The sequence below is a fragment of the Arhodomonas sp. AD133 genome (genome assembly GCF_051195215.1).
GTDB lineage: Bacteria > Pseudomonadota > Gammaproteobacteria > Nitrococcales > Nitrococcaceae > Arhodomonas.
Genome location: NZ_JBNAZM010000054.1, coordinates 1 through 20908, shown reverse-complemented (window position 1 = coordinate 20908; position 20908 = coordinate 1). Strand labels below are relative to the sequence as shown.

Here is a 20908-nt window from a genome sequence, read left to right as displayed (position 1 = left end):
CGGATTCACTAGTATCTTTTCTCGGGAGTGTGGTTTATAGGTTTCATGGTCGAAACCTCATGCTTTGGTTACGTACACAGCAACTAGCGGCTCCCAATTGCAAAGGGCGGGCGGCAAGTCTACCAAGGATGTACAGAACACAGGGGTGCGACGGATGGGCCTTGCAATCACTCGAAGAGGCCGGGTGAGCGGGACCGGCCGAACTACGCTTGCAGGCCAGCATGTAGTCATTGACATCCAGCAGACACAGAAAGCTCACAGCCCCAGCTCCCTCCTCGCGAACTCGGCGAGCTTGTGGGGCCGTATGCCTGTGATCTGTTGGGCATCGTGCAGCAGCAACTGGCCGCTGAGTGCTTCACTGACGACCGCCTGGGCAAAGCGCGTGCTAATCCGTCCGCGCTGCAGACGATAGAAGCTCGGCTGGCCGTGGCGATTGCCGTCCCGGCGCTCAGCCAACTTCTGCTGGACATAAACGCGGTACTGATCCTCCGTGATCAGGTTCAGCTCCCGTGCGCGCCGGGCGATCACCCACTGGCTGACGTGGAACCGGGCCGCCAGCCCCGCCAGGTTATGCCGCCATTCCTGATCGGGCTCCCATAACGGCCGGAACTCTGCTTCCGGCACCAGGAACTCGGCCGCGACGGCATTGCAGAGCTTCTCGGCCCGGTGCGGCGTCGCGGGCTCACCGTCGGAGATGCCGGACTCGCCGAGCCAGATATGCGCCAGCTCATGGATCAGCGTGAACAGCCGGGCTTCCTCGCAGTCCGCGGTGTTTATGAAGATGACCGGCGCGTAGCGGTCCGCAATTGCAAAGCCGCGGAACTCGCCGACGTCCAGCGGACGGCTGGTGTTAGTCCCGACCATGCTGTTGCGCATGACCATGATGCCCAGGGACTCGATGCGCTCCACCAGGTGGCGGAAGTATTCCTCCCAGGTGCCGCGTTCCGGGTGCGCCGGAACGCCCAGGTGATCGCGCATGTCGCCGACGATCTCGTCCACGGCCGCACGGCTGCCCATGGAACCGACCACGGCCACCGAGTCGGCATCCCGGTTCTGTTGATATTCCCGGTACCAGAGCTGGCGCTGTATGACCTCCCGTAGCGTGTCCCACAGGTCTGCGCTAATCCCTTGGGGCTTGTGGTCGCCTACCGTGCGCAGGTCCGGGATGGGGAGTTCTTCCTCGGGCGGCTCGCGCAGAAACAGGTAGCCGAACGGCACATGGGTAAGCCGCGCAAGGTTCTGTGCCTGGCGGAAGGTCGGGCGCAAATCACCTTCCTCCCAGGCCTCGACCTTCTCGTCCTTTACGTTCAGCTTCTGCGCGAGCGCGGGCACGCTCAGCCCCGCGCGTTCGCGCGCCCAGCCGAGCATCTGCGGTGTGATGTGGGCCTGTGCCATTGGCGTGATTCCGGTTCGCCCCGGTGTCAGTCAGCGTTTAACGCTGAACACGTTCCATGTTCGCGGCGGCTTCTGTCCACGGATCATTCTCGGGCACTCGTTGCCGTGCCGGCAAGACACGCTGCGTAGTCTGTTGTATGGCCCGCTATGTCCGGAAGGAAACGCCGGACGCCCGTCACGGCCATATCGATTCCCATACCGTGGCCGCCAACGGATAGCCTATCGATTTGCCCCTTGGGCCGCCAATGAATCGCCTTGCCCGCTGTCAGCGACGTCGAGCCGGTACCGAGGGTTCGCGATAAGCCGGTTCAACTCACGACGAAGCCGTCCCTCGACCAGACGATATTTTTCCTGGCGCGATCGAAGTAGGGTGCGAAGATCGACAACGCCGACACCCGGCCGCTGTCGATGATCGGACCATGGATCGTATCGCGCGGGATGAAGATCAGATCGCCCGCCGTGACGCGCCGGGTCTCGTCGCCGACGCGAAAAGCGCATTCGCCCTCGAGGATGAGCACCAGCTCGTCGTGCCACGGCTGCGTGTGAATCGCATCGCCGGTGTCTTCGAGAACGGTGAGGTTCGCCGAAACATGGCTGCCGTCGCACAGGAAGGTGCGCTTTATCGGGTCGTTTGCGGTAGCTGGATCAGTTACCAGCGATTGCAGCACGTCCTTCAACCGGATGAAGTATTTCTCGCTCACGGCTTCACCTCCGACCCTCGATGTGAGCTCCGGGGTACAGGAGGAACAGTCTGGCCGCACGCGGGATGCGTTCGCTAGTTCTAAAATGGGACTAACCAGTTCCTCTGCGCGCGGCTGCGCTGACAGCCGGGAGCGATCGGCCATGAAGCGCTACGCCCAGTTCTGTCCGGTCGCCAAGGCGGCGCAGGTCTTTTGTGAGCGATGGACGCCGCTCATCCTGCGTGAGCTGGGCTCGGGTGTCACGCGCTTCTCCGAGCTAGGCCGCGGTGTGCCCCTGATGTCGCGGTCCATGCTGTCGCGGCGCCTGCAGGCGCTCGAGAGCGAAGGCATCATCGAGCGCAGGCCGAATGCCGCCGGGCGCGGTTGGACTTACCATCTGACGAGCGCCGGGCGCGAGTTCCTGCCCATTGTCGATGCCCTGGGTGCCTGGGGGCGGCGTTGGAGCCGCCGTCAGCTGGCCGAGGGCGAGGTCGACATCGAACTGCTGCTTTGGGCGATGGAGCGCGATGTGCGAACCGATGCCTTCGGTGACCGGCGTACGGTGGTCCAGCTCGACTTCGTCGATCAGCCTTCGAGCAGACGCCGGTGGTGGTTCGTCAATGATCCCAACGACGTTCAGCTATGCCTCCAGGATCCAGGATTCGACGTGGACCTGTATCTCTCGGTGCGGCTCCACGACCTGGTGCATATCTGGCGCGGCGACCTGCCGCTACGCAACGCTCTGGAATCGCACAGGCTGGAGGCAGTCGGCCCGCTGTCGCTGCGGCGGGCCCTGCGGGATTGGTTCGCCCGCCAGGTGCCTGCACGCGCGGACGGCGGGTAGTCGGGGCGACGTCATGCGAAGGACGCTTTCTAGTTTCCGACTGTCGGGGCCACGCCGTACTCACGTAGCTGGCGCCGGACTTCCGCCCACGGCAGGCGCCGACCGTCGTGGTACATGGCTTCGTAAGCTGCATTGGCACGTTCCGGTGTGATAAGCGCGGAGTCAATCATCTTCCCGATCACCCAGATCGTGCCGTGAACCGGGACGTGCTCGGTCTCGGCCGCGCGCCGAAGATCCTGATCACCCGTGAGCAGGACACCACGCTCTTGCTCCGCAAGAGCCATCGCCATGAGGTCGTTACGGCTCGGCTTCTGGTAGCGGCCGGCCAGCTGGAAAGCACGCATCATGGTCTTACCCTCCAAAGGCAGGACCCCGAGCCCCGCCTGTTCCAGGTAACTATGCTGCGCGGCCAACTCCTCGTGGAACAGCACGTCGGGGACGCCGACATCCTCATCCAGCGCCAACAGCTCATCGACCAGGCCGCCTGTTTCCAGGTCGATGATGATGTTCGTGTCGCTGACGAGCAGCATGGGGCGCCGATCAGGCGGTGCGCTCCGTGTGGAACTGCATGAGCGGCTTGCCCATGAGCTCCGCGGCCTTGGACTCGCCGATCAGGTCTTCCGCCAGGGCACGGTAGACCAGCTGCTCGAAGACGCGCGGCTGCTCGCCCGGGTAATCCCCGAAGGGTTCCTTCTTGAGCCATCCGCGTGCTTTGAATTCCTGGCGCAGGCGCTTGTAAGCCTGATCCGGGATGATGCCCAGGTTCCGGGCGCGATGCAGCCACCCGGCCATGCTCAGGCCGTACTCCTGCTTGAGCAGCCACAGTTCCCGCGGCTCGAGCCAATGCCGCTTGTCGCCCAGGGCTCGCCGCGCGGCCTGCTCCGGCACCAGGAACGCCCCGGCGAACCGGTTGGCGGCCAGCTCCACGTCCAGACTCTCCGCCAGCCGGCCTTCGAGCACCAGGTGACCGAGCTCGTGCGCCAACGTGAAGCGCTGACGGTCCCCGGGCCATTCTTCGCCCAGAACGATCACCGGACTGCCCTGCACCAGGGCCGCAAGGCCGTCGAAATGCTCGTCGTGGGGGATTGACGTGCGGAAGACACGAATGCCGTGTTCCTCGAAGGTGTCGATCAGGTCCGGGATCGGGTTCACGCCGAGACCCCAGGCCTCGCGTACGTCCGCGGCCGCTTGCTCGACGTTCGCGTACGTGTCGATCCGGTCCGCCACTGCCGGCGGGACCCGGAACTCACCAGCGGGAAGCACGGGCAGGATCGCTTCCAGCTCCAGGAAACGCTCGACCTTTTCCTTGACGTCTGCCTTGATGCGGTCCAGCAATCGTTTGGGGGCCTTGTGATGCTTGCGGTACCCCTGCATCTCCAGCTCGACCCGTTCCGGCCGCAGGAAGTACTCGACACGCACGTTCAGCGCGTCTGCCAGGGCCAGCAAGACCGTCGACGACGGCGCCGCCTTGCCGTTCTCGTATTTCGATACGGCCATGGCGGAAACCTGCGCGCGCTCGGCCAGAGCGCGTTGCGACAGCCCGGCCGCATGACGTGCCTGCTTGATCCGATCACCGATCATGGTCGCCCCGATGGTTTACAAAACCGCATTTTCACTCTGGGTATTGTAAACCAAACAGCCGGCATCATGTACCTGACAACAGGCATGGGGCAACAACATGGCAACGAATCCTTCCGAGGGCACCGGGCGGAGGACGACGACTACCGGGAGGGCGGTTCGCTCAGCCCCGACTGAGCGCCTAACCCGGCCCCTGGCCCATCGCGTCACCGCCTCTCTTCTCTCGGCAAGGGAAACTCTTCACGCCAATCTGCGGACAACTTTTCGTTTGTCCGTCCCTCCGCAGCAGCCGTTCACCGAAACGACCACCGGCGGTAACTGCCTCGTCAATCCGGTCTGAGACGCTCTCCCCTTTCACCAAGATCGGAGGAGCCCCAATGGGTCACGACACCGACCAGCGACGCCGCCGTCTCCTGCAAGCCGGTGCCGGTCTGCTCGCCGGCACCGCCGTCGCTGCCCCCCTGCGACGGGTCGACGGAGCGCCGGCGGTGGTGACCAGCGAGAAAGCACGGCCGCAAATGCCCTGCGGCATCGCGAGCGGCGACGTCACCGCCGACGGCGCGATCGTCTGGAGCCGCTGTGACCGCCCTGCGCGGCTCATCGTCGAGCACGCGCCCACCGACGCATTTCGCGGGGCCCGACGCGTTCGCGGCCCGGCGGCACTCGCGGAACGGGACTTCACCGCTCAAGTGGATCTGCGCGGCCTGCCCTCGGGCGAGACCGTGTTCTATCGCGCCTACTTCCAGGATCTCGCCGATCCGCGCCTGATGAGTGCCCCGTGACCGGTCATTTCCGCACGCCTCCTGCCAGCCGGGCGGACGTGCGCTTCGTCTGGGGTGGCGACGTCGCCGGCCAGGGCTGGGGCATCGACGAGTCCCGCGGCGGCATGCGCATCTTCGAAACCATGCGCGCGCTGGAGCCGGATTTCTTCATTCACAGCGGCGACAGCATTTATGCGGACGGACCGCTCGCCGAGCGCGTCGAGCTCGCCGACGGCGGGGTCTGGCGCAACCGCTTAACGCCCGCCAAGGCCAAGGTGGCCGAGACCCTCGACGAGTTCCGGGGCAACTACCGCTACAACCTCCTGGATGCGAACCTGCGGGCATTCAACGCCCAGGTGCCCACCCTCGCCCAGTGGGACGACCACGAGACCCGCAACAACTGGTATCCGGGCGAGATGCTCGCGGACGACGAGCGCTACACCGTCAAGAGCGCCTCGCTGCTCGCGGCCCGCGCCAGGCGGGCGTTTCTCGACTACATGCCGCTGCGCCCCGACGCCTCCGACCCGGAGCGCATCTATCGCCGCTGCCCCATGGGGCCGCACCTCGAGGTCTTCTTCCTCGACATGCGCAGCTACCGCGGCGCCAACAGCGCCAACCGCCAGCCGGAGGCCGGCGCGCAGACGGCGTTGCTCGGCAGCGACCAGGTTCGCTGGCTCAAGCGCGCCCTGTTCGAATCGACGGCGACGTGGAAGGTGATCGCCTCGGACATGCCCATCGGGCTCATGGTGCGCGACGGCGACAGCGCCTTCGAGAACGCTGCCAACGGCGACGGCCCGCCACTGGGGCGCGAGCACGAGATCGCCGCGCTGCTGCGCTTCATCCACCACAACGACATCGACAACGTCGTCTGGCTCACCGCGGACGTGCACTACGCCGCAGCACACCACTACGACCCGGGCCGCGCACGCTTCTCCGACTTCCGCCCGTTCTGGGAATTCGTCAGCGGACCGCTGCACGCCGGCACCTTCGGCCCCAACGAGCTCGACGACACCTTCGGCCCGAAAGTGGCGTTCCAGAAGGCGCCGCCGGACGGCCAGGCCAACCTGCCCCCAAGCGCCGGCCTGCAGTTCTTCGGCGACGTGCGCATTGCCGGCGACACGGGCGTCATGACCGTCGCCTTGCGTGACGCGAGCGGCGAGGCGGTCTACCAGACGGAGTTGACGCCGGTGGCCTAGCCGCCGGCGTCAGCGGAAACCGCCTTCGAGGCTCACGTCATCGCAATGACCGGCTTGCCGTAGCCGCGCCGCTCTCCCAGGTCGCGAATCGCCCGGGGCGCGTCGTCGAATGCGTATCGTGCGCCGACCACGGGATGGATACGCCGCTGCTCCATGAACGCGAGCAACGCCTCGAACTGCGCGCGGCTGCCCACACTCACGCCACGCAAGGAGAGCTGACGGGCGATCATCGGCCCGATCAGGTTGCCATCCACCGCGAACCCCTGAAGGAATCCCACAACGGACACGATGCCGCCATCGGCCATCATCGCGAGCGTTTGCAGCAACCCGTCACCGCCGACGACCTCGACGGCACGATCGATACCGTGCCCGGCCGTCAGCTCCCGCACCACCGCCGGCAGATCGTCGCGACCGCGGTAGTCGAGGACGTGGTCGGCACCGAGCCGGCGCAGATCCGCGTGATGCGCCGTCTTGCCACTGAGAACGACGGTCTCCGCCCCTGCGGCACGAGCGATCTGCAACGCGGCGAGGGAAACGCTGCCGGTTCCCTCGATGAGCACCCGCTGGCCGTTCAGCCCTTCGGCGCCGTCGAGCGCGGTCCACGCCGTGAGCGCGGATACCGGCAATGTCGCCGCCTCCTCCAGGGTGAGGTACCCGGGCACGGGCAGCAGCGCTTGCTCGGGGAGCACGACCGTCTCGGCCAGCCAGCCGTCCAGCGGGCCGCCCAACTTCGTCGCATGGTTCGCGGAGGAGAAGGGCCCGTCTAGCCAACCGGTGGTGTAGTGCCCCACGACGCGGTCACCGGGTGCGAAACGCGTGACGCCGCGGCCCGTTTCCACCACGGTCCCGGCGCCGTCGGACAGTGGCACGAACGGCTTCGGCATGTCGGCCTGATAGGTTCCCTGCATCAGGGCGTAGTCACGATAGTTCACGGAAGCGGCCGCGACCCGCACGGCCACTTCTCCGGGGCCGGGTGCGGGCACCTCGCGCTGCCTCTGCACCAGGTGGTCGATTCCGACACCGCTCAGCTCGTATACGCGCATCATTCGTCTCCTCTTGGTCGGGATGACGGACAGCGTCACTCTGAACGAAACGCAAGAAAACAGGGTAGAATTCAAGAAAGTTTTGCGTTTCGCTCAAGGATGTCCGAAATCACACTCGCGGAGCTTCGCGCCTTCGACACGGTCGTGCGCCACCAAAGCATCACGGCGGCCGCGGATCGCCTGAATGTCAGCGCCAGCGCCATCAGCCGCCGCCTCAATGCGTTGGAGGCCCATCTCGGGGTGCGCCTGCTCAACCGCTCCACCCGGGCGCTGGGCCTGACCCCGGCGGGCGAGGCTTACCATGCCCGCATCGTCCCCGCCCTGGAGACCATCGCCGAGGCGGCGTCGACCGTACAGGCGGAAGCCGAGAGCCCACGCGGCGAGCTCCGTGTCTCGCTGCCCGTTAACTACGGCCGCCTGCACGTCGCGCCGCATCTTCCGGATTTTCTCGACCGGCACCCTCAACTCAGTCTGGACGCACAGTTCGATGACCGCTTCGTGGACGTCATCGCCGAAGGGTTCGACCTGGCCATCCGCATCGGCCAACTCGAGGACTCGCGGCTCGTGGCACGCCGCCTGGCCTGGGACAGGCGCCTCGTCGTCGCTTCACCGGCTTATCTCGCACGCCACGGCGTACCCACGCACCCGCGCGAGCTCGCCGACCACCAGTGCCTTCACTACACCAACTTCCGCGGCCCCGTGGTATGGACTTTCCACCGGGACGGCAGCCGTGTGGACGTGCCGGTTCAGGGGCGTTTCAAGGCCAACTACGGGTTGCCGCTGACGGTGGCCGCCGAGCGCGGGCTCGGTCTCGTCCAGACCGCGGTCTCCATTGTCGGCAACGCGCTTCACAACGGCGCACTGGCCGAGGTGCTGCCGCAATGGCAGCTGCCCGATGTCGCTGTCTACGCCGTCTACCCGCAACGCCGGCACCTGCCGGCGAAGGTAAGATCCTTTCTCGAGTTCGTCGGTCCGCGCCTGCCGTACACGGACCACCGCTAAGCCGCCCGCCTCACGCAACGTGCAAAGAGGCGTCCGACGCGCGTCAGCCCTGGGCATTGCGGCCCGTATGCCCGCCCCGGCCGGAGTGTGTTTGCTCCAGCCGTTCAGCCAGCCAGATCTTGATGATCGACTGACGCGTGACACCCAGGTGGCTGGCCTCCCGATCCAGGGACGCGATCATCCAGGTCGGGAAATCCACATTCACCCGCCGCTGATCGTGACCGGATCGTCGCGCCTTGCTCAGGTACAGAACTCCGGTAACGTCTTCGCCGTCGTCAAACTTGCGATCAAAATCCTTCGCTTTCATAAAGCGCCACCTCCTCTGTCCGGGCACGCCGAACAGAAATGATGCGTATGGCCTCCCCCCTGCAGGTCACCACCGCGGACCAATGTTTCCCGTTCATACAGCCGATCAGCAGATATCCGGGGATCGGACAGCAGCGGCGGAAACGGCGGTTCGCTCCGCGTCGCTGTGCTTCTACGCGCGCCGGCCGCCGACGGCGGCTGGTTCCGTGGCCCCGGGCTCGTGCATGGTGAACAGCTCACGCAGCTCCGCATCGCTTAGCTGACCGATCCACTGCTCGCCGGCGGTGACGGTCATATCGGCGAGGCCGCGCTTAGCGGTGATCATCTCGTTGATGCGTTCCTCGAAGGTGTGCCGCGTGATCAGCCGGTGGACCTGCACGCCCCGGGTCTGGCCGATGCGGTAGGCGCGGTCGGTTGCCTGGTCCTCCACCGCCGGGTTCCACCACAAATCGTAGTGGATGACCTGCGAAGCGGCGGTGAGATTGAGCCCCGTGCCGCCGGCCTTGAGCGAGAGGATGAGCACGCGGCTGGCGGGGTTGTCCTGGAAGGCGCGCACCATGGCATCGCGCTGGCGGCGGCCGAGCCCGCCGTGCAGGAAGGCCGGCGCCTGGCCGAAGCACTCGCCGGCCCAGCGGCGCAGGATCTCGCCCATCTCGCGGAACTGGGTGAACACCAGCACTTTCTCCTGCTGGCGATAGGCCGCCTCCAGCAGCTCCAGGAAGCGCAGCCCCTTGCCGGAACCCGCCACGTCCGGCTGGGCCTGTTTCGTGTAGTGACCCGGGTGATTGCAAACCTGCTTGAGTGCCATGATCATCTGCAGCACCAGGCCCTGGCGCTGGAAGGTGTCGGACTCGCCCTCGATGACCTGCATGGCCTCGCGCACCACGGATTCGTACAGGGCGGACTGCTCGGGGGTCATCTCGCAGAACTGGTCCTGGACGATCTTCTCGGGCAGATCGCTGATGATGCGCTTGTCCGATTTCAGCCGGCGCATGAGAAACGGCGCCGTGATACGCCGGAAGCGCTCGGCCACGTGCTCGTCGCCATGGATCTGGATGGGTTTGCCGTAGTCGCTCTCGAAGCCCTTGCGCGAACCGAGATAACCGCGGTTGACCAGGTCCATCACGCTCCAGTACTCCACCAGGCGGTTCTCCACCGGGGTGCCGCTGAGGGCCACGCCGGCCCGGGCGGGGATGGACTTGATGGCGCGTGTCTGCGCGGCACTCGGGTTCTTGACGTTCTGCGCCTCGTCCACCACCAGCAGCCGCCAGTCGTGGCGCTTCAGCCGGGCGGCATCGCGGCGGGCCGTGCCGTAGGTGGTCAGCACGATATCCACGCCGGCATCGGCCTCCAGGCTGCGCCCGGGCCCGTGATAGACGACCACGGACAGCGCGGGCGCGAAGCGCTCCACCTCCCGCTGCCAGTTGGTAAGCAGGCTGGTGGGTACGATCACCAGGGCCCTGGCCTGCTCCAGCGCGCCGTCCTCCTTCAGCCGCTGTATGGCGGCGATGGTCTGCAGCGTCTTGCCCAGGCCCATGTCATCGGCCAGGATGCTGCCGAGCCCGGCACGAGCGTTGCGATACAGCCAGGCAAAGCCGCGCCGCTGGTAGGGGCGCAGCTCGGCCGCCAGGCCGGCGGGCACGGCGACCTCCTCGGTTTCGGTCAGGCGGCGGATGTGCTCCCGGGCGTGTTCGTCCAACGTCACCGGCGCGCCGGCGTACTCTTCGGCCAGCGCGATGCGGGTGACCTCGGCGCCGGAAAGCCGGGGCGGGTTATCGAGCTGCCGGCGCAGGCGCTCGACCTCCCCGGGGTCGAGGAAGACGTACTCGCCACGGAAACGCACCACGCCCTGGGCGTCGGCGACCAGGGCCTCGAACTCCTCGCGGGTAAGCGAATGCTCGCCCACCGCCACGCGCCAGTTGAACCGGAACAGGTCGTCCGCCGACAGGTACCCGCTGGGCGCCGCCTGTTCGCCCTCCACGGCGACCGAGGCCCGGGGCCGAAGGGTGCGCTCCAGTGCCTTGGGCAGAAGCACGCGAATCCCCAGCAGCTGCATGGCCGGAAAGACGTTGAACAACAGCTCCGGCATCTGCGCCGCGGGGATGGTCAACGGCTCCGCCGCCCCGGCACTCACGTAGTCATGCAGCGCGGGATAGAACTCGGCGAGCAGGGCGGTCGTCTGCAGCACCTGCGCGCGGGCCTCCTGCCAGTGCTCGTCGGCCAGCACCTCGGCCAGCGGCACTGGCTGCGCCGCCGCGCCGCCACGCGGCTCCACCGCGACGGCCAGGGCGAAGGCGTCATCGGCGGCGTGCTCGCTCACGCTGAGCACGGGGCTGTAGGCGCGCTCGACCAGCTGCAGACGCGACAGCCACAGGTGCATGCGCTCGGCCAGGCCGTGTTCGCCCGGAGCGTTGAAGTATTCGCAGCCGTCGATGAAGAGCAGACCGATAACCTTGTCGCCGCGCTGACCGGCCGGGAGCTCCGCCCATTCCCGGATGCAATGATCCATCATCAGGCCGCAGGCCAGGCTGGCCTGGGCCAGCGGTGGCAGTGACACGCGGCGGCGCCCGTTTCGCAGACGCACCAGGTCAGCAGGCAGGGCCGCGGCAAGGGCGCCGAGAACGGCCCGCACCTCGGCATCGAGCAGCGCCGGCATCCACAGGCAGCCCGCCCCCCCGCGCGGCAGAGCGAACAGACGCGGCACGGCGGCGCCCGCGGCCAGCAGGTGCAGGGCCGTGTTGCGCACCTGCTGCCAGCCGGCCAGGCGCGGCGAATGGTCCAGCAGGGCATCGCTGCCGAGGCGCTCGAGCAGCTCCAGCAGGGTGTGCAGGTCACTCTCGCCGTCGGGATCCTCCACCCGAATACCGCCTTCCCGGTCGACAGTCACGGCCGGGTCCGCCTCGGCGCCGAGGTGGTGGGCGCTGTCCGTGGGCTCCGAGGCATCGCCGCCCAGGGCATCCAGGGCGCGCGTGGCCCGGCGCGCTACCCGACGCAGCTGCGTGCGCCAGGCCTTTTGCGCGATGGCCGCGGCGCTGAAACCGGGATCCGGCGGCAGGGCGCGGAGCAGTGGTTCCAGCAACGCCGGCAGGGCCGTGAAGTCGATGCGCCCGGGCGGCTCGGCAGGGACTTCGTTATCGGCCGCCTCTTCCCCCGGCAGTATATCCACCAGTGCCGGCAACTCGGCACGCGCCTGTTCGGCGATACCCAGTCCGCGCCGTTCCATGGCCTCGATGAGCTCCACCCCCCGCAGGCGGAAGACCTGGAACGGGTCGGCGTCGATTTCGCGGGAGAGCAGATAGATAACCGCAGCGATGTGCTTGCACGGGATAGCCCAGTCCGGGCAGGAGCAGTGCATGTCCACGTCCTGCCAGTCCCGCGGAAAGATATGAATGCCCTGAGCTTCGGCGTGATCCAGGATTGCCGGATCCAGCTCGCGGTTGAGCAGCCGGCCGATCAGGGCGGGATCGGCGGCGATGGCGTCGACGAGCCGATCGCTTGCCTCGGCGGGCAGCGCCGGCATCTCCAGGGTGACCGCATACGGCGTGCGCCGGCTGCCCTTGACCTTGGCCGCCACCCGACCGTCGTCCATGCGCAGGGATTGCACGGAGCCGTTGTTGGCATAGCGGCGACCGCGCGGCAGGCGGTTGTCCCAGTCCACCGCGTGCAGCGCATGCAGCCACTGCGCACCCCACCAAGTGTGGCCGAAGCGTGTTCGCGCCATGAGCAAGCTTCCTAGTACCGGCGAAGAAACAACGCGATTCTATCGTAATCACCGGTTAGGTCAGTGCGCGTGTATCGCTGCCCGTGAACTACGGGCGTCTGCACGTCACGCCGCACCTCGCGGATTTCCTCGATAGCCACCCGCAGCTCAGGCTGGATGCACAGTTCGACGATCGCTACGTGGATGTGATGGCGGAGGGGTTCGACCTCGCCATTCGCATCGGCCAGCTCGAGGACTCACGGCTCGTGGCTCGCCGCACAGCCCGGGACCGGCGCCTGGTCGTCGCCTCCCCCGACTACCTCGACCGCCATGGCGTACCCGGGCACCCGCGCGATCTCACCCAACACGAGTGCCTCCACTACACCAATTTCCGCGGCCCCGTGACGTGGACGTTCCACCAGGGGCGCATCCGCATCGACGTGCCGGTTCAGGGGCGTTTCAAAGCCAACTACGGCCTGCCGCTGACGGTCGCCGCCGAGCGGGGGCTGGGCCTCGTGCAGACCGCGGTGTCCATCGTCGGCGAATCGCTGGCCAGTGGTGCGCTGGTGGAAGACTGCCGCAATGGCATCTGCCCGAAATTGGCATCTATGCCGTCTATCCGCAGCGACGGCACCTGCCAGCGAAGGTTCGGGCATTTCTCGATTTCTTCGGCCCTCGGCTGCCTGCCCCGGACGGGGCATTCACCGAGCCGCCCGGCGAGCGGTGAAACCGCCCGCCGGGGGACGGATCAGCTGCCGCAGGTGTGTGGATCGGTGACCTGCCAGGCCCCGTTGTCCGCGTCGGTACCCGGCTCCGTGCCACGACTCCACCACTGGGCGCGGTAAGCGACGCCCTGCCACCGCACGACATCGCCACCGCTGTAAGCGGTACTCGGATCCCAGGTCGCGGTGCAACCACCGCCGCCGCCATCGCTGCCGGAACCGTCGCCTGCGCCGTTGCCGGCATCCGCGCAACCATCGGCTGCGACGCTCTCCCAGACGCCCCATTCGCCGGTCGTTCCGGGTTCGTCGCCCTGCGTCCACCAGCGCGCCCGGTAACGACTTCCCTGCCAGAGCACCTCATCCCCCTCGGTGTAGACCGTGTCAGCGTCCCAGGTGGCCGGACAATCCCCCGGGGTGCCGGGATCGCCGCCACCATCGTCACCGTCATCGATGAGTCCCAGCGCTTCAGCCGTGGCAGCGGTGTAGGCTCCCGCGGCGCTGTCGGTGTTGGTGCACACCGCGAGGCCGCCGCTGCAGCCCGCGCCCTGGTCGCGATTGAGTGCCCAGAAACCGATCGAATACAGGCCGTTGTTCTTGGCGAAACGGGTGAGCTCGCGTTGCTCGGCGACAGTGGTCACGTCGCCGTCGTCGGCCTCGCCGATCATGGTGATGATGCCGTAGAGCCCACGCGCCTCGGGAAATTGGTCGAAGTCCCGGGCGCATTCACTCGCCACCGTGCGCGTGCACTCGCCGGTCAGCCGCTTGGCGAGCTTACCCACGGATACCCGGGCGGCCTGGCGAACATCGCGATTGAGGCCATAGTAGTCGAACGACATCGCGGTCACCGCATCCAGGGCGCCGGCATCGTAAAGCCGCTCGGCCATGCCCACCACGCTCTCGGAAAGCCCCTGATCACCGCCATAGCTCGGCACGGTGAGCGTGATCGGATGCCCCGGCAGCCGCTCACGGACGGCTCTCATGATCGCCACCATGCGATCTACCTGGGCGGGGTTCTCGACGTAGCTGCCTTCGAAATCCACATCGATGAACTCGAAACCCCAGTCCTCGATAAAGGCAACGAACTTCGCGGCGATCTCATCGGGCGTTCCCGACATATCCGTGAGGTAGCCTGCCGTGGCTCCGCCGGTGGACACGCCCACCGATACGCCGTCGGCCTGAGCGGCCGCGATCTCGGCACGCAACGCCGCCGGGTCGTTCGCCTGCAGCACGATCTCGCCACGCTCCGCCAGTGCGAAGGATACGAGGACGTTCTCCACGCCCGGCGGCAGGTCGCCGAGATCGTGGGCGAAGTACTGAGCGTTGCCCTGGGCCCAGGAATAGTGGTAGGGAATGAAATGCGTGGCTGACTGAGCTGCGGCAGCGCTCGCCAGGAACGCAGCCGCCACGGCGCCGGCGAGGAACCGGCGCAATCCTCGGGTTGGAAACATATTGGTCTCTCCTGCCTCCTTGCCAGTGACAGGGCCCGGCGACGCCCTGCGGGCATCCGGACCCGGACTGGTCCGGCCTGTGCCGGACATTGCACAGCATAGGAGACAATAAAACCAAAATGAACCCTGTAAACCCCATTCCACGCAACTTAAAGAAATCTATTAAATACCACTCGGCTCGAACACCGCACCATCCATGAACCTGTCCGGCCCCATGGGAAGAACCGTATCCCCCGCGGACAGCATCCACGGTTGCGCATGCCGCCCTTCGCTCTTCACGTCGGTATCCGGGCACGGCAACCCGAGTCCCCCGGCGGCATCCCGATAGACCTTCGGCAGCACGCTCGCGCTCGCCGCCGCTGCCACGTCCGCGGTCTCCGGCAAATGTCCCCAGCGGTGCATCTGGCGCGCGAACCACAGCGTGTGGGAGCGCCACGGAAAGTTCGCCGCGTAGCGATGGAAAACGATGAAGTCCTCTTCATCGACATCGGCGCCGCAGCACAGAGCACGCTCGAGATCGGTCACCGGCAGGGCGACGTAGCCCTCGTCGGCGAGCAGGCGTGCCGCGTCCGCGCGGTGGCGTTGGCGATCGAGCCAGCGACATGCCCGCAGCAGAGCGCGCACCAGCGCGAGGTGGGTTTGCGGGTGTGCCTCGGCCCACTCCCGGCGCACGCCGAGCACCTTCTCCTGACCGTTGTTCCAGATTCGATACCCGGAGGCCACCAGCACACCGGTTCCCCGGGAAACGGCCGCGCTGTTCCAGGGTTCACCGACACAGAAACCGTCGATGCGGCCATCCGCGAGATGCTCCCCCACCAGCGGCGGGGGCACCACGCGCAGTTCCACGTCCCGATCCGGGTCGACGCCGCCCGCCGCCAGCCAGTAGCGCAATAGGTAATGGTGGCTGGAGAACGGATACACACTCGCCAGGCGGGGGCGCCGTCGCGGCTGCTCGACGCGCAGGTACTCGGCTAGCGCGCGCGCCACGGCCTGGGGCGAACGGGGATCGACGGCCGCATACCGGCTCAGCCGGTCGGCGAGCTCGCGGGAGAGCGTGATGCCGTTGCCGTTGAGGCTGAGAGTCAGCGCCGTGGCAAGGCGTGCCCCGCCGCCTTCGAGTCCGAGATTGGCCGCGAGCACCATGGGGGCGAGAAGCTGGGCACCGTCGATCAACCCCGTGTGCAGATGGTCGCGCACCGCCGCCCAGGAACGAAGCGGCTGCAGGCGCACCGACAGCCCTTCGTCACGGAAGTAGCCATGTGCCGCCGCCACCGCCAGTGGCGCGCAGTCGGTCAACGGCACATAGCCGAGTGTGAGCGAGCCTCGCTCCAGGCGGTCAGTGGAACGCACGAAAGGCCAACCGGTGACCATGGACACCTCCCTCGTTCAGGCGCTGTGATTGCGTGGTGCGGCCGCGTCGATGAGCTCCCGGGCCACGGTGTAGAGCGAGCGCCGGCGATCCATCGCCGCCTTGCGCAGAATCTCGTAAGCCGCGGCCTCACCGATGCCGCGACGTTCCATGAGCAGGCACTTCGCCTGGTCGATGACTTTGCGCTCGGTCAGCGAGGTGTGGGCGCGCGCGAGCTCGCCGAGCACGCGCTGGTAGGCCTGGAACTGGGCCATCGCCACCTCCACCAGCGAGCGCACCAGCTCGGGCTCCAGCCCTTCGACGGCGTAGACGCTCACCCCGGCACGCGCGGCATCACGGGTGAGCTCGGTATCGGCCCGCTCGCTCATGACTACGGTCGGGCGCGGGTAGCGTCGGTTGGCCTGAGCGAGCTGCTCCAGGGTGTCGCGACTGGGGAGCTCGGCGTCCACGATCACTGCGTCCGGCTCCAGCGCGGCGACCTCGGCGTGCAGATCCTCGCCCTCGCTCAGGCGCCCCAACACCTCGTAGCCGGCGGCAACCAGCGCCTCATGGAGGCGCGATCCCCGATCCGGACTGGCATCCACCAACAGGACACGCACGGTCACCGTGCTTCCTCCATTCACCGGGCGAAACGTTGCCCTGCAGCACTGCATCATCCGTGCCGCCACACATGGCCCAGGCGCGGCGGTCTTGTGGGGCTCGCTATGCGCAGGCGTGCATTGTCGCGGTGCAATATTGCACCAGAATCGGACGACACCGCCGTCGCAAGACAACGCCAAGCAACCCCTCGAGCCCGGCACCAAGCGGCCTGCAGCAGTTGGCCCGGCAATTGCTACCAGGCTGGGTGACGTGGACCAGGCCCAAGTGGGTACGAGTGCGTCGAAACGACCGGACCGCAATGGCGCGGCCCGTCTCGGTTCGTGCATCGACCACAAGAGGGAACGGCCCATGGAACTGCGCAACAAGGCCACGCGCATCCGCCTGTTCGATTTCAAGACGCCGCAGATGCGCGCGTTTCACCTGAGCTGGCTCGCATTCCACCTGTGCTTCTTCGGGTGGTTCGGCATCGCCCCGCTGATGGCGGTGGTGCGGGAAGACCTGGATCTGTCGAAATCGCAGATCGGCTCCACCATCATCGCCTCGGTGGCCATTACCGTGCTCGTGCGGCTGATCATCGGCCCGCTATGCGACAAATTCGGCCCGCGCCGCACCTACACCTGGCTGCTGTGCCTGGGCGCCGTGCCGGTGATGGGCATCGGATTCGCCGACAGCTACGAGACCTTTCTGCTCGCGCGCCTTGCCATCGGCGCCATCGGTGCGTCGTTCGTCATTACCCAGTACCACACGTCGGTGATGTTCGCGCCCAACTGCGTGGGCACCGCCAACGCCACCACCGCGGGCTGGGGCAACCTCGGCGGCGGCACCACGCAGATCGTCATGCCCCTGGTGTTCGCCGGCGTCCTCATGTTCGGCGTCAGCGAGGCGGCTGGCTGGCGGCTGGCCATGGTGGTGCCCGGCCTGGTGCTGTTCGCCGTGGGCATCGCCTACTACTTCCTGACCCAGGACGCGCCGGACGGGAACTACGACGAGCTGCGCGCCAGGGGTCTGATTCCCGAGGCCAAAAACGAGCACAGCGCCCGCGGCAGCTTCAAGGTCGCCGCCAGCGACCCGCGCGTGTGGGCGCTGTTCGTGGTCTACGCCGCCTGTTTCGGCGTGGAGCTCACCATCAACAACATCGCCGCGCTGTACTTCTTCGACAGCTTCTCGCTGGACCTCGCCACCGCCGGGCTGATCGCCGGGCTGTTCGGCTTGATGAACCTGTTCGCCCGCACCCTCGGCGGTGTGTTCTCCGACCGCTTCGCGCGTCTCGGCGGCTTGAAGGGTCGCGTGCGGTGGCTGTTCATCGCGCTGCTGTGCGAAGGCGTGGCGCTCATCGTCTTCTCGCAGATGACGGTGCTCGCTCTGGCGATCGCCACGCTCATCGTCTTCAGCCTCTTCACCCAGATGTCCGAGGGCGCCACTTACGGTCTGGTGCCGTTCATGAACAAGAAGGCTCTGGGCGCCGTGGCAGGCATCGTCGGTGCCGGCGGCAACGCCGGCGCGGTAGCCGCGGGCTTCCTGTTCAAGGCCGAGAACCTTTCCTACGAGCAGGGCCTGCTCTATCTCGGCATTGCCGTCGTCGCCTGCTCGTTCTTCGCCTTCGCCGTGCGCTTCTCCCCCGAGGTACTGGCCGAAGAGGACCGCGCCTTCCGCGCGGCCTCCGCTGGCGAGGAATCGGCGACACCGGCCACCGCCTGAGCGGACATCACCCATAGCGGGGCGGCGGCATCGCCGCCCCTACGATCGGGAGATCACTGTCATGAAGGAACAACTGGTCGTCATCGGAAACGGCATGGCCGGTATCCGGACCGTCGAGGAGCTACTCAAGCTCGACCGCGACAAGTACGACATCACGGTCTTCGGCGCCGAGCCCCACGTGAACTACAACCGGATCCTGCTCTCACCGGTGCTCGCCGGCGAGAAAACCGTCGACGAGATCATCCTCAACACCCGTGAGTGGTACGAGGACAACGGCATCACGCTGCACACCGGCGACCCGGTGGAGCGCATCGAGCGCGGCCGGCGCCGCGTGGTCTCGGCGAGCGGCCGCGAGACGCCCTACGACCGCCTGCTACTCGCCACCGGCTCCAAGCCGTTCGTCCTGCCCGTGCCGGGCAACGACCTGCCCGGGGTGGTGGCCTTCCGCGACATCGGCGACGTGGAGACCATGCTCGAGGCCGCCCGGGAGCACCGCCACGCGGTGGTCATTGGCGGCGGCCTGCTGGGGCTCGAAGCCGCCAACGGGCTGATGAAGCGCGGCATGTCGGTCACGGTCGTGCACCTCATGGACAGCCTCATGGAGCGCCAGCTCGACAAGCCCGCCTCCAACCTGCTGCGGGAGTCGCTCATCGAGCGCGGTCTGGACTTCCGCATGGAGGCGATGACCGAGCGCATCCTGGGCCGTCGCCGGGTCAAGGGCGTTCGTTTCAAGGACGGCTCCGAGGTGAAGGCGGACCTCGTGGTCATGGCCGCGGGAATCCGCCCCAACATCGACCTCGCCCGCGACGCCGGTCTCCACTGCGACCGCGGCGTGGTGGTGCACGACACCATGCAGACCTACGATCCCCGCGTCTACGCCGTGGGCGAATGCGTGGAGCACCGCAAGGCCACCTACGGTCTGGTCGCCCCCATCTGGGAGCAGGCCAAGGTCTGCGCCAACCACCTGGCGCAGTATCAGATCGGCCGCTACGAGGGCTCGGTGGTCTCGACCCAGCTCAAGGTCACCGGCATCGATCTGTTCTCTGCCGGCAACTACGAGGGTGACGAGACCACCGAGGACATCGTCTTCCAGGATCCGCGCCGCGGCGTCTACAAAAAGCTCGTGGTCAAGGACAACCGCCTGGAGGGCGCGGTGCTCTATGGCGACACCGCCGATGGTCCGTGGTACTTCGACCTGATGAAGCGCGGCGAGGACATCGCCGAGATGCGCGAACGCCTCATCTTCGGCCGCGCCTACGCCGTCAACGATGCCGACGCGGGCGCGAGCCGTGCCGCGCTCATGGGCGACGACGAGCAGGTCTGCGACTGCAACGGCGTCTGCAAGGGCGCGATCGTCGCCGCCGTGGAACAGGACGGGCTCACCAGCACCGGCGCCGTCATGAAGGCCACCAAGGCTGGCACCTCCTGCGGCTCATGCAAATCCCTGGTGGGCGAGATCGTCGAGCTCACCGCCGGCGACGCCGCCACCGAGCCGGAGAAGCCCACGGTGTGCGAGTGCACCGATCTCTCCCATGACGAGGTCCGCGAGGCGATCCGCGAGCGCCACCTCACCTCCCCCGCGGCAGTGCGCGAAGCACTCGGCTGGCAGGAGCCGGACGGCTGCGCCAAGTGCCGGCCGGCGCTCAACTACTACTGCATCAGCACCCATCCGGCGGAAGCCGAGGACGATGCCCAGTCGCGTTTCATCAACGAGCGCGCCCACGCCAACATCCAGAAGGACGGCACCTACTCGGTGGTACCGCGGATGTACGGCGGCGTCACCAACCCCCAGGAGCTGCGCGCCATCGCCGACGTGGCCGAGAAGTTCGACATTCCCACGGTGAAGGTCACCGGCGGCCAGCGCATCGACCTGCTCGGCGTGAAGAAGGCCGACCTCCCCGCGGTGTGGCGCGAGCTGCGCGAGCAGGCGGGTCTAGAATCGGGTCACGCCTACGGCAAGGCGCTGCGCACCGTCAAAACCTGCGTGGGCAAGGAGTGGTGCCGCTTCGGCACCCAGGACTCCACCGCCATGGGCATCGACCTGGAGCGCATGACCACCGGATCGTGGACACCGCACAAGGTGAAAATGGCCGTCTCCGGCTGCCCGCGCAACTGCGCGGAGTCCACGATCAAGGACTTCGGCGTCATCGCCAACGACAGCGGCTGGGAGCTCGTCGTCGGCGGCAACGGCGGCACCAAGCTTCGCGCCGCGGACGTGCTCTGCCGCGTGACGACGCACGACGAGGTGCTCAAGCACGCCGCGGCATTCATGCAGATCTACCGCGAAGAGGCGCATTACCTGGAGCGCACCGCTCACTGGATCGACCGTGTCGGCCTCGACTACGTGCGCAACCGCGTCGTGGACGACGCCGAAGGTCGACGCGCGGCCTACGAGCGGTTTCTCGACTCCCAGCGCCACACCCAGACCGATCCGTGGGCCCCGCGTTCGGCGCCCGAAGCCCCCGACCCCGAGTTCCAGTCACTCAAGGAGAAACTATGAGAGCTGCCCCCACCCCGGTTCTACCTTTACGGGTAAACCACACGTTTGGGAGGTAGAGCGAGATGA

The 20908-nt window shown here is 67.1% G+C and carries 17 protein-coding genes and 1 pseudogene; 7 read left to right on the top strand and 11 right to left on the bottom strand.

What is annotated here, in order from left to right; genetic code table 11:
* Window positions 1–255: 255 nt before the first annotated feature.
* On the bottom strand, window positions 256–1395 hold the full coding sequence (locus ACPEES_RS19925) for an ImmA/IrrE family metallo-endopeptidase (RefSeq protein WP_435105535.1): 1140 nt from the start codon (window positions 1393–1395) through the stop codon (window positions 256–258).
* A 308-nt stretch (window positions 1396–1703) separates the two neighbouring features.
* A complete protein-coding gene (locus ACPEES_RS19920) occupies window positions 1704–2096 on the bottom strand; it encodes a cupin domain-containing protein (RefSeq protein ID WP_435105533.1) in 393 nt (130 codons plus the stop codon).
* A gap of 142 nt (window positions 2097–2238) precedes the next feature.
* Here ACPEES_RS19920 and ACPEES_RS19915 point away from each other — a divergent pair, with 142 nt between their 5' ends.
* Window positions 2239–2919, top strand: a complete 681-nt coding sequence (locus tag ACPEES_RS19915; RefSeq protein WP_435105531.1) for a winged helix-turn-helix transcriptional regulator — start codon at window positions 2239–2241, stop codon at window positions 2917–2919.
* A 29-nt stretch (window positions 2920–2948) separates the two neighbouring features.
* Here the strand turns inward: ACPEES_RS19915 and ACPEES_RS19910 are convergent, their stop codons facing one another.
* Window positions 2949–3449: a PIN domain-containing protein gene (locus tag ACPEES_RS19910; protein WP_435105529.1), complete on the bottom strand. Its 501-nt coding sequence runs from the start codon at window positions 3447–3449 to the stop codon at window positions 2949–2951.
* A gap of 10 nt (window positions 3450–3459) precedes the next feature.
* Window positions 3460–4500: a helix-turn-helix domain-containing protein gene (locus tag ACPEES_RS19905; protein ID WP_435105527.1), complete on the bottom strand. Its 1041-nt coding sequence runs from the start codon at window positions 4498–4500 to the stop codon at window positions 3460–3462.
* Window positions 4501–4874: 374 nt separating this feature from the next.
* Here ACPEES_RS19905 and ACPEES_RS19900 point away from each other — a divergent pair, with 374 nt between their 5' ends.
* Window positions 4875–5279: a PhoD-like phosphatase N-terminal domain-containing protein gene (locus ACPEES_RS19900; RefSeq protein WP_435105525.1), complete on the top strand. Its 405-nt coding sequence runs from the start codon at window positions 4875–4877 to the stop codon at window positions 5277–5279.
* Window positions 5276–6454: an alkaline phosphatase D family protein gene (locus tag ACPEES_RS19895; protein WP_435105523.1), complete on the top strand. Its 1179-nt coding sequence runs from the start codon at window positions 5276–5278 to the stop codon at window positions 6452–6454. Before ACPEES_RS19900 ends, ACPEES_RS19895 begins: the two co-directional genes overlap by 4 nt.
* A gap of 32 nt (window positions 6455–6486) precedes the next feature.
* On the opposite strand, the gene ACPEES_RS19890 is transcribed toward ACPEES_RS19895, so the two are convergent.
* Window positions 6487–7497 carry a zinc-dependent alcohol dehydrogenase family protein gene (locus ACPEES_RS19890; RefSeq protein ID WP_435105521.1) on the bottom strand — a complete coding sequence of 337 codons (1011 nt, stop codon included), beginning with the start codon at window positions 7495–7497 and terminating at the stop codon, window positions 6487–6489.
* Window positions 7498–7596: 99 nt separating this feature from the next.
* Between ACPEES_RS19890 and ACPEES_RS19885 the strand changes: the two genes are divergently transcribed.
* Window positions 7597–8499 (top strand): LysR family transcriptional regulator, encoded by a 903-nt coding sequence (locus ACPEES_RS19885; RefSeq protein WP_435105519.1) that lies wholly within the window; start codon window positions 7597–7599, stop codon window positions 8497–8499.
* A gap of 43 nt (window positions 8500–8542) precedes the next feature.
* On the opposite strand, the gene brnA is transcribed toward ACPEES_RS19885, so the two are convergent.
* From brnA to ACPEES_RS19870, 3 genes and pseudogenes are all read right to left on the bottom strand, one after another.
* Window positions 8543–8806 (bottom strand): type II toxin-antitoxin system BrnA family antitoxin, encoded by a 264-nt coding sequence (gene brnA / locus ACPEES_RS19880; protein WP_435105517.1) that lies wholly within the window; start codon window positions 8804–8806, stop codon window positions 8543–8545.
* Window positions 8787–8927, bottom strand: a pseudogene (locus ACPEES_RS19875) (BrnT family toxin); the annotation flags it as partial. The pseudogene ACPEES_RS19875 and the gene brnA, both read right to left, overlap by 20 nt.
* 50 nt (window positions 8928–8977) lie before the next feature.
* The gene (locus ACPEES_RS19870) at window positions 8978–12526 is read right to left on the bottom strand and encodes an SNF2-related protein (RefSeq protein WP_435105515.1); all 3549 of its coding nucleotides are present in this window, start codon (window positions 12524–12526) and stop codon (window positions 8978–8980) included.
* Between the two features lie 77 nt (window positions 12527–12603).
* Here ACPEES_RS19870 and ACPEES_RS19865 point away from each other — a divergent pair, with 77 nt between their 5' ends.
* The gene (locus tag ACPEES_RS19865; RefSeq protein WP_435105549.1) at window positions 12604–13350 is read left to right on the top strand and encodes a substrate binding domain-containing protein; all 747 of its coding nucleotides are present in this window, start codon (window positions 12604–12606) and stop codon (window positions 13348–13350) included.
* Here ACPEES_RS19865 and ACPEES_RS19860 read toward each other — a convergent pair.
* The 3 genes from ACPEES_RS19860 to ACPEES_RS19850 all read right to left on the bottom strand — a co-directional run bounded on the left by ACPEES_RS19860 (window position 13254) and on the right by ACPEES_RS19850 (window position 16649).
* The gene (locus ACPEES_RS19860; protein ID WP_435105513.1) at window positions 13254–14675 is read right to left on the bottom strand and encodes a carbohydrate-binding protein; all 1422 of its coding nucleotides are present in this window, start codon (window positions 14673–14675) and stop codon (window positions 13254–13256) included. The genes ACPEES_RS19865 and ACPEES_RS19860 overlap by 97 nt on opposite strands.
* A 162-nt stretch (window positions 14676–14837) precedes the next feature.
* The gene (locus ACPEES_RS19855; protein WP_435105511.1) at window positions 14838–16046 is read right to left on the bottom strand and encodes a CmpA/NrtA family ABC transporter substrate-binding protein; all 1209 of its coding nucleotides are present in this window, start codon (window positions 16044–16046) and stop codon (window positions 14838–14840) included.
* Window positions 16047–16061: 15 nt separating this feature from the next.
* A complete protein-coding gene (locus ACPEES_RS19850; protein WP_435105509.1) occupies window positions 16062–16649 on the bottom strand; it encodes an ANTAR domain-containing response regulator in 588 nt (195 codons plus the stop codon).
* Between the two features lie 343 nt (window positions 16650–16992).
* Here ACPEES_RS19850 and ACPEES_RS19845 point away from each other — a divergent pair, with 343 nt between their 5' ends.
* Together ACPEES_RS19845 and nirB are read left to right on the top strand one after the other, a co-directional pair.
* Complete coding sequence (locus ACPEES_RS19845) at window positions 16993–18342, top strand: NarK family nitrate/nitrite MFS transporter (RefSeq protein WP_435105507.1); 1350 nt, start codon at window positions 16993–16995, stop codon at window positions 18340–18342.
* A gap of 61 nt (window positions 18343–18403) precedes the next feature.
* The gene (nirB, locus tag ACPEES_RS19840) at window positions 18404–20842 is read left to right on the top strand and encodes a nitrite reductase large subunit NirB (RefSeq protein WP_435105505.1); all 2439 of its coding nucleotides are present in this window, start codon (window positions 18404–18406) and stop codon (window positions 20840–20842) included.
* The last annotated feature ends 66 nt before the right edge of the window (window positions 20843–20908 follow it).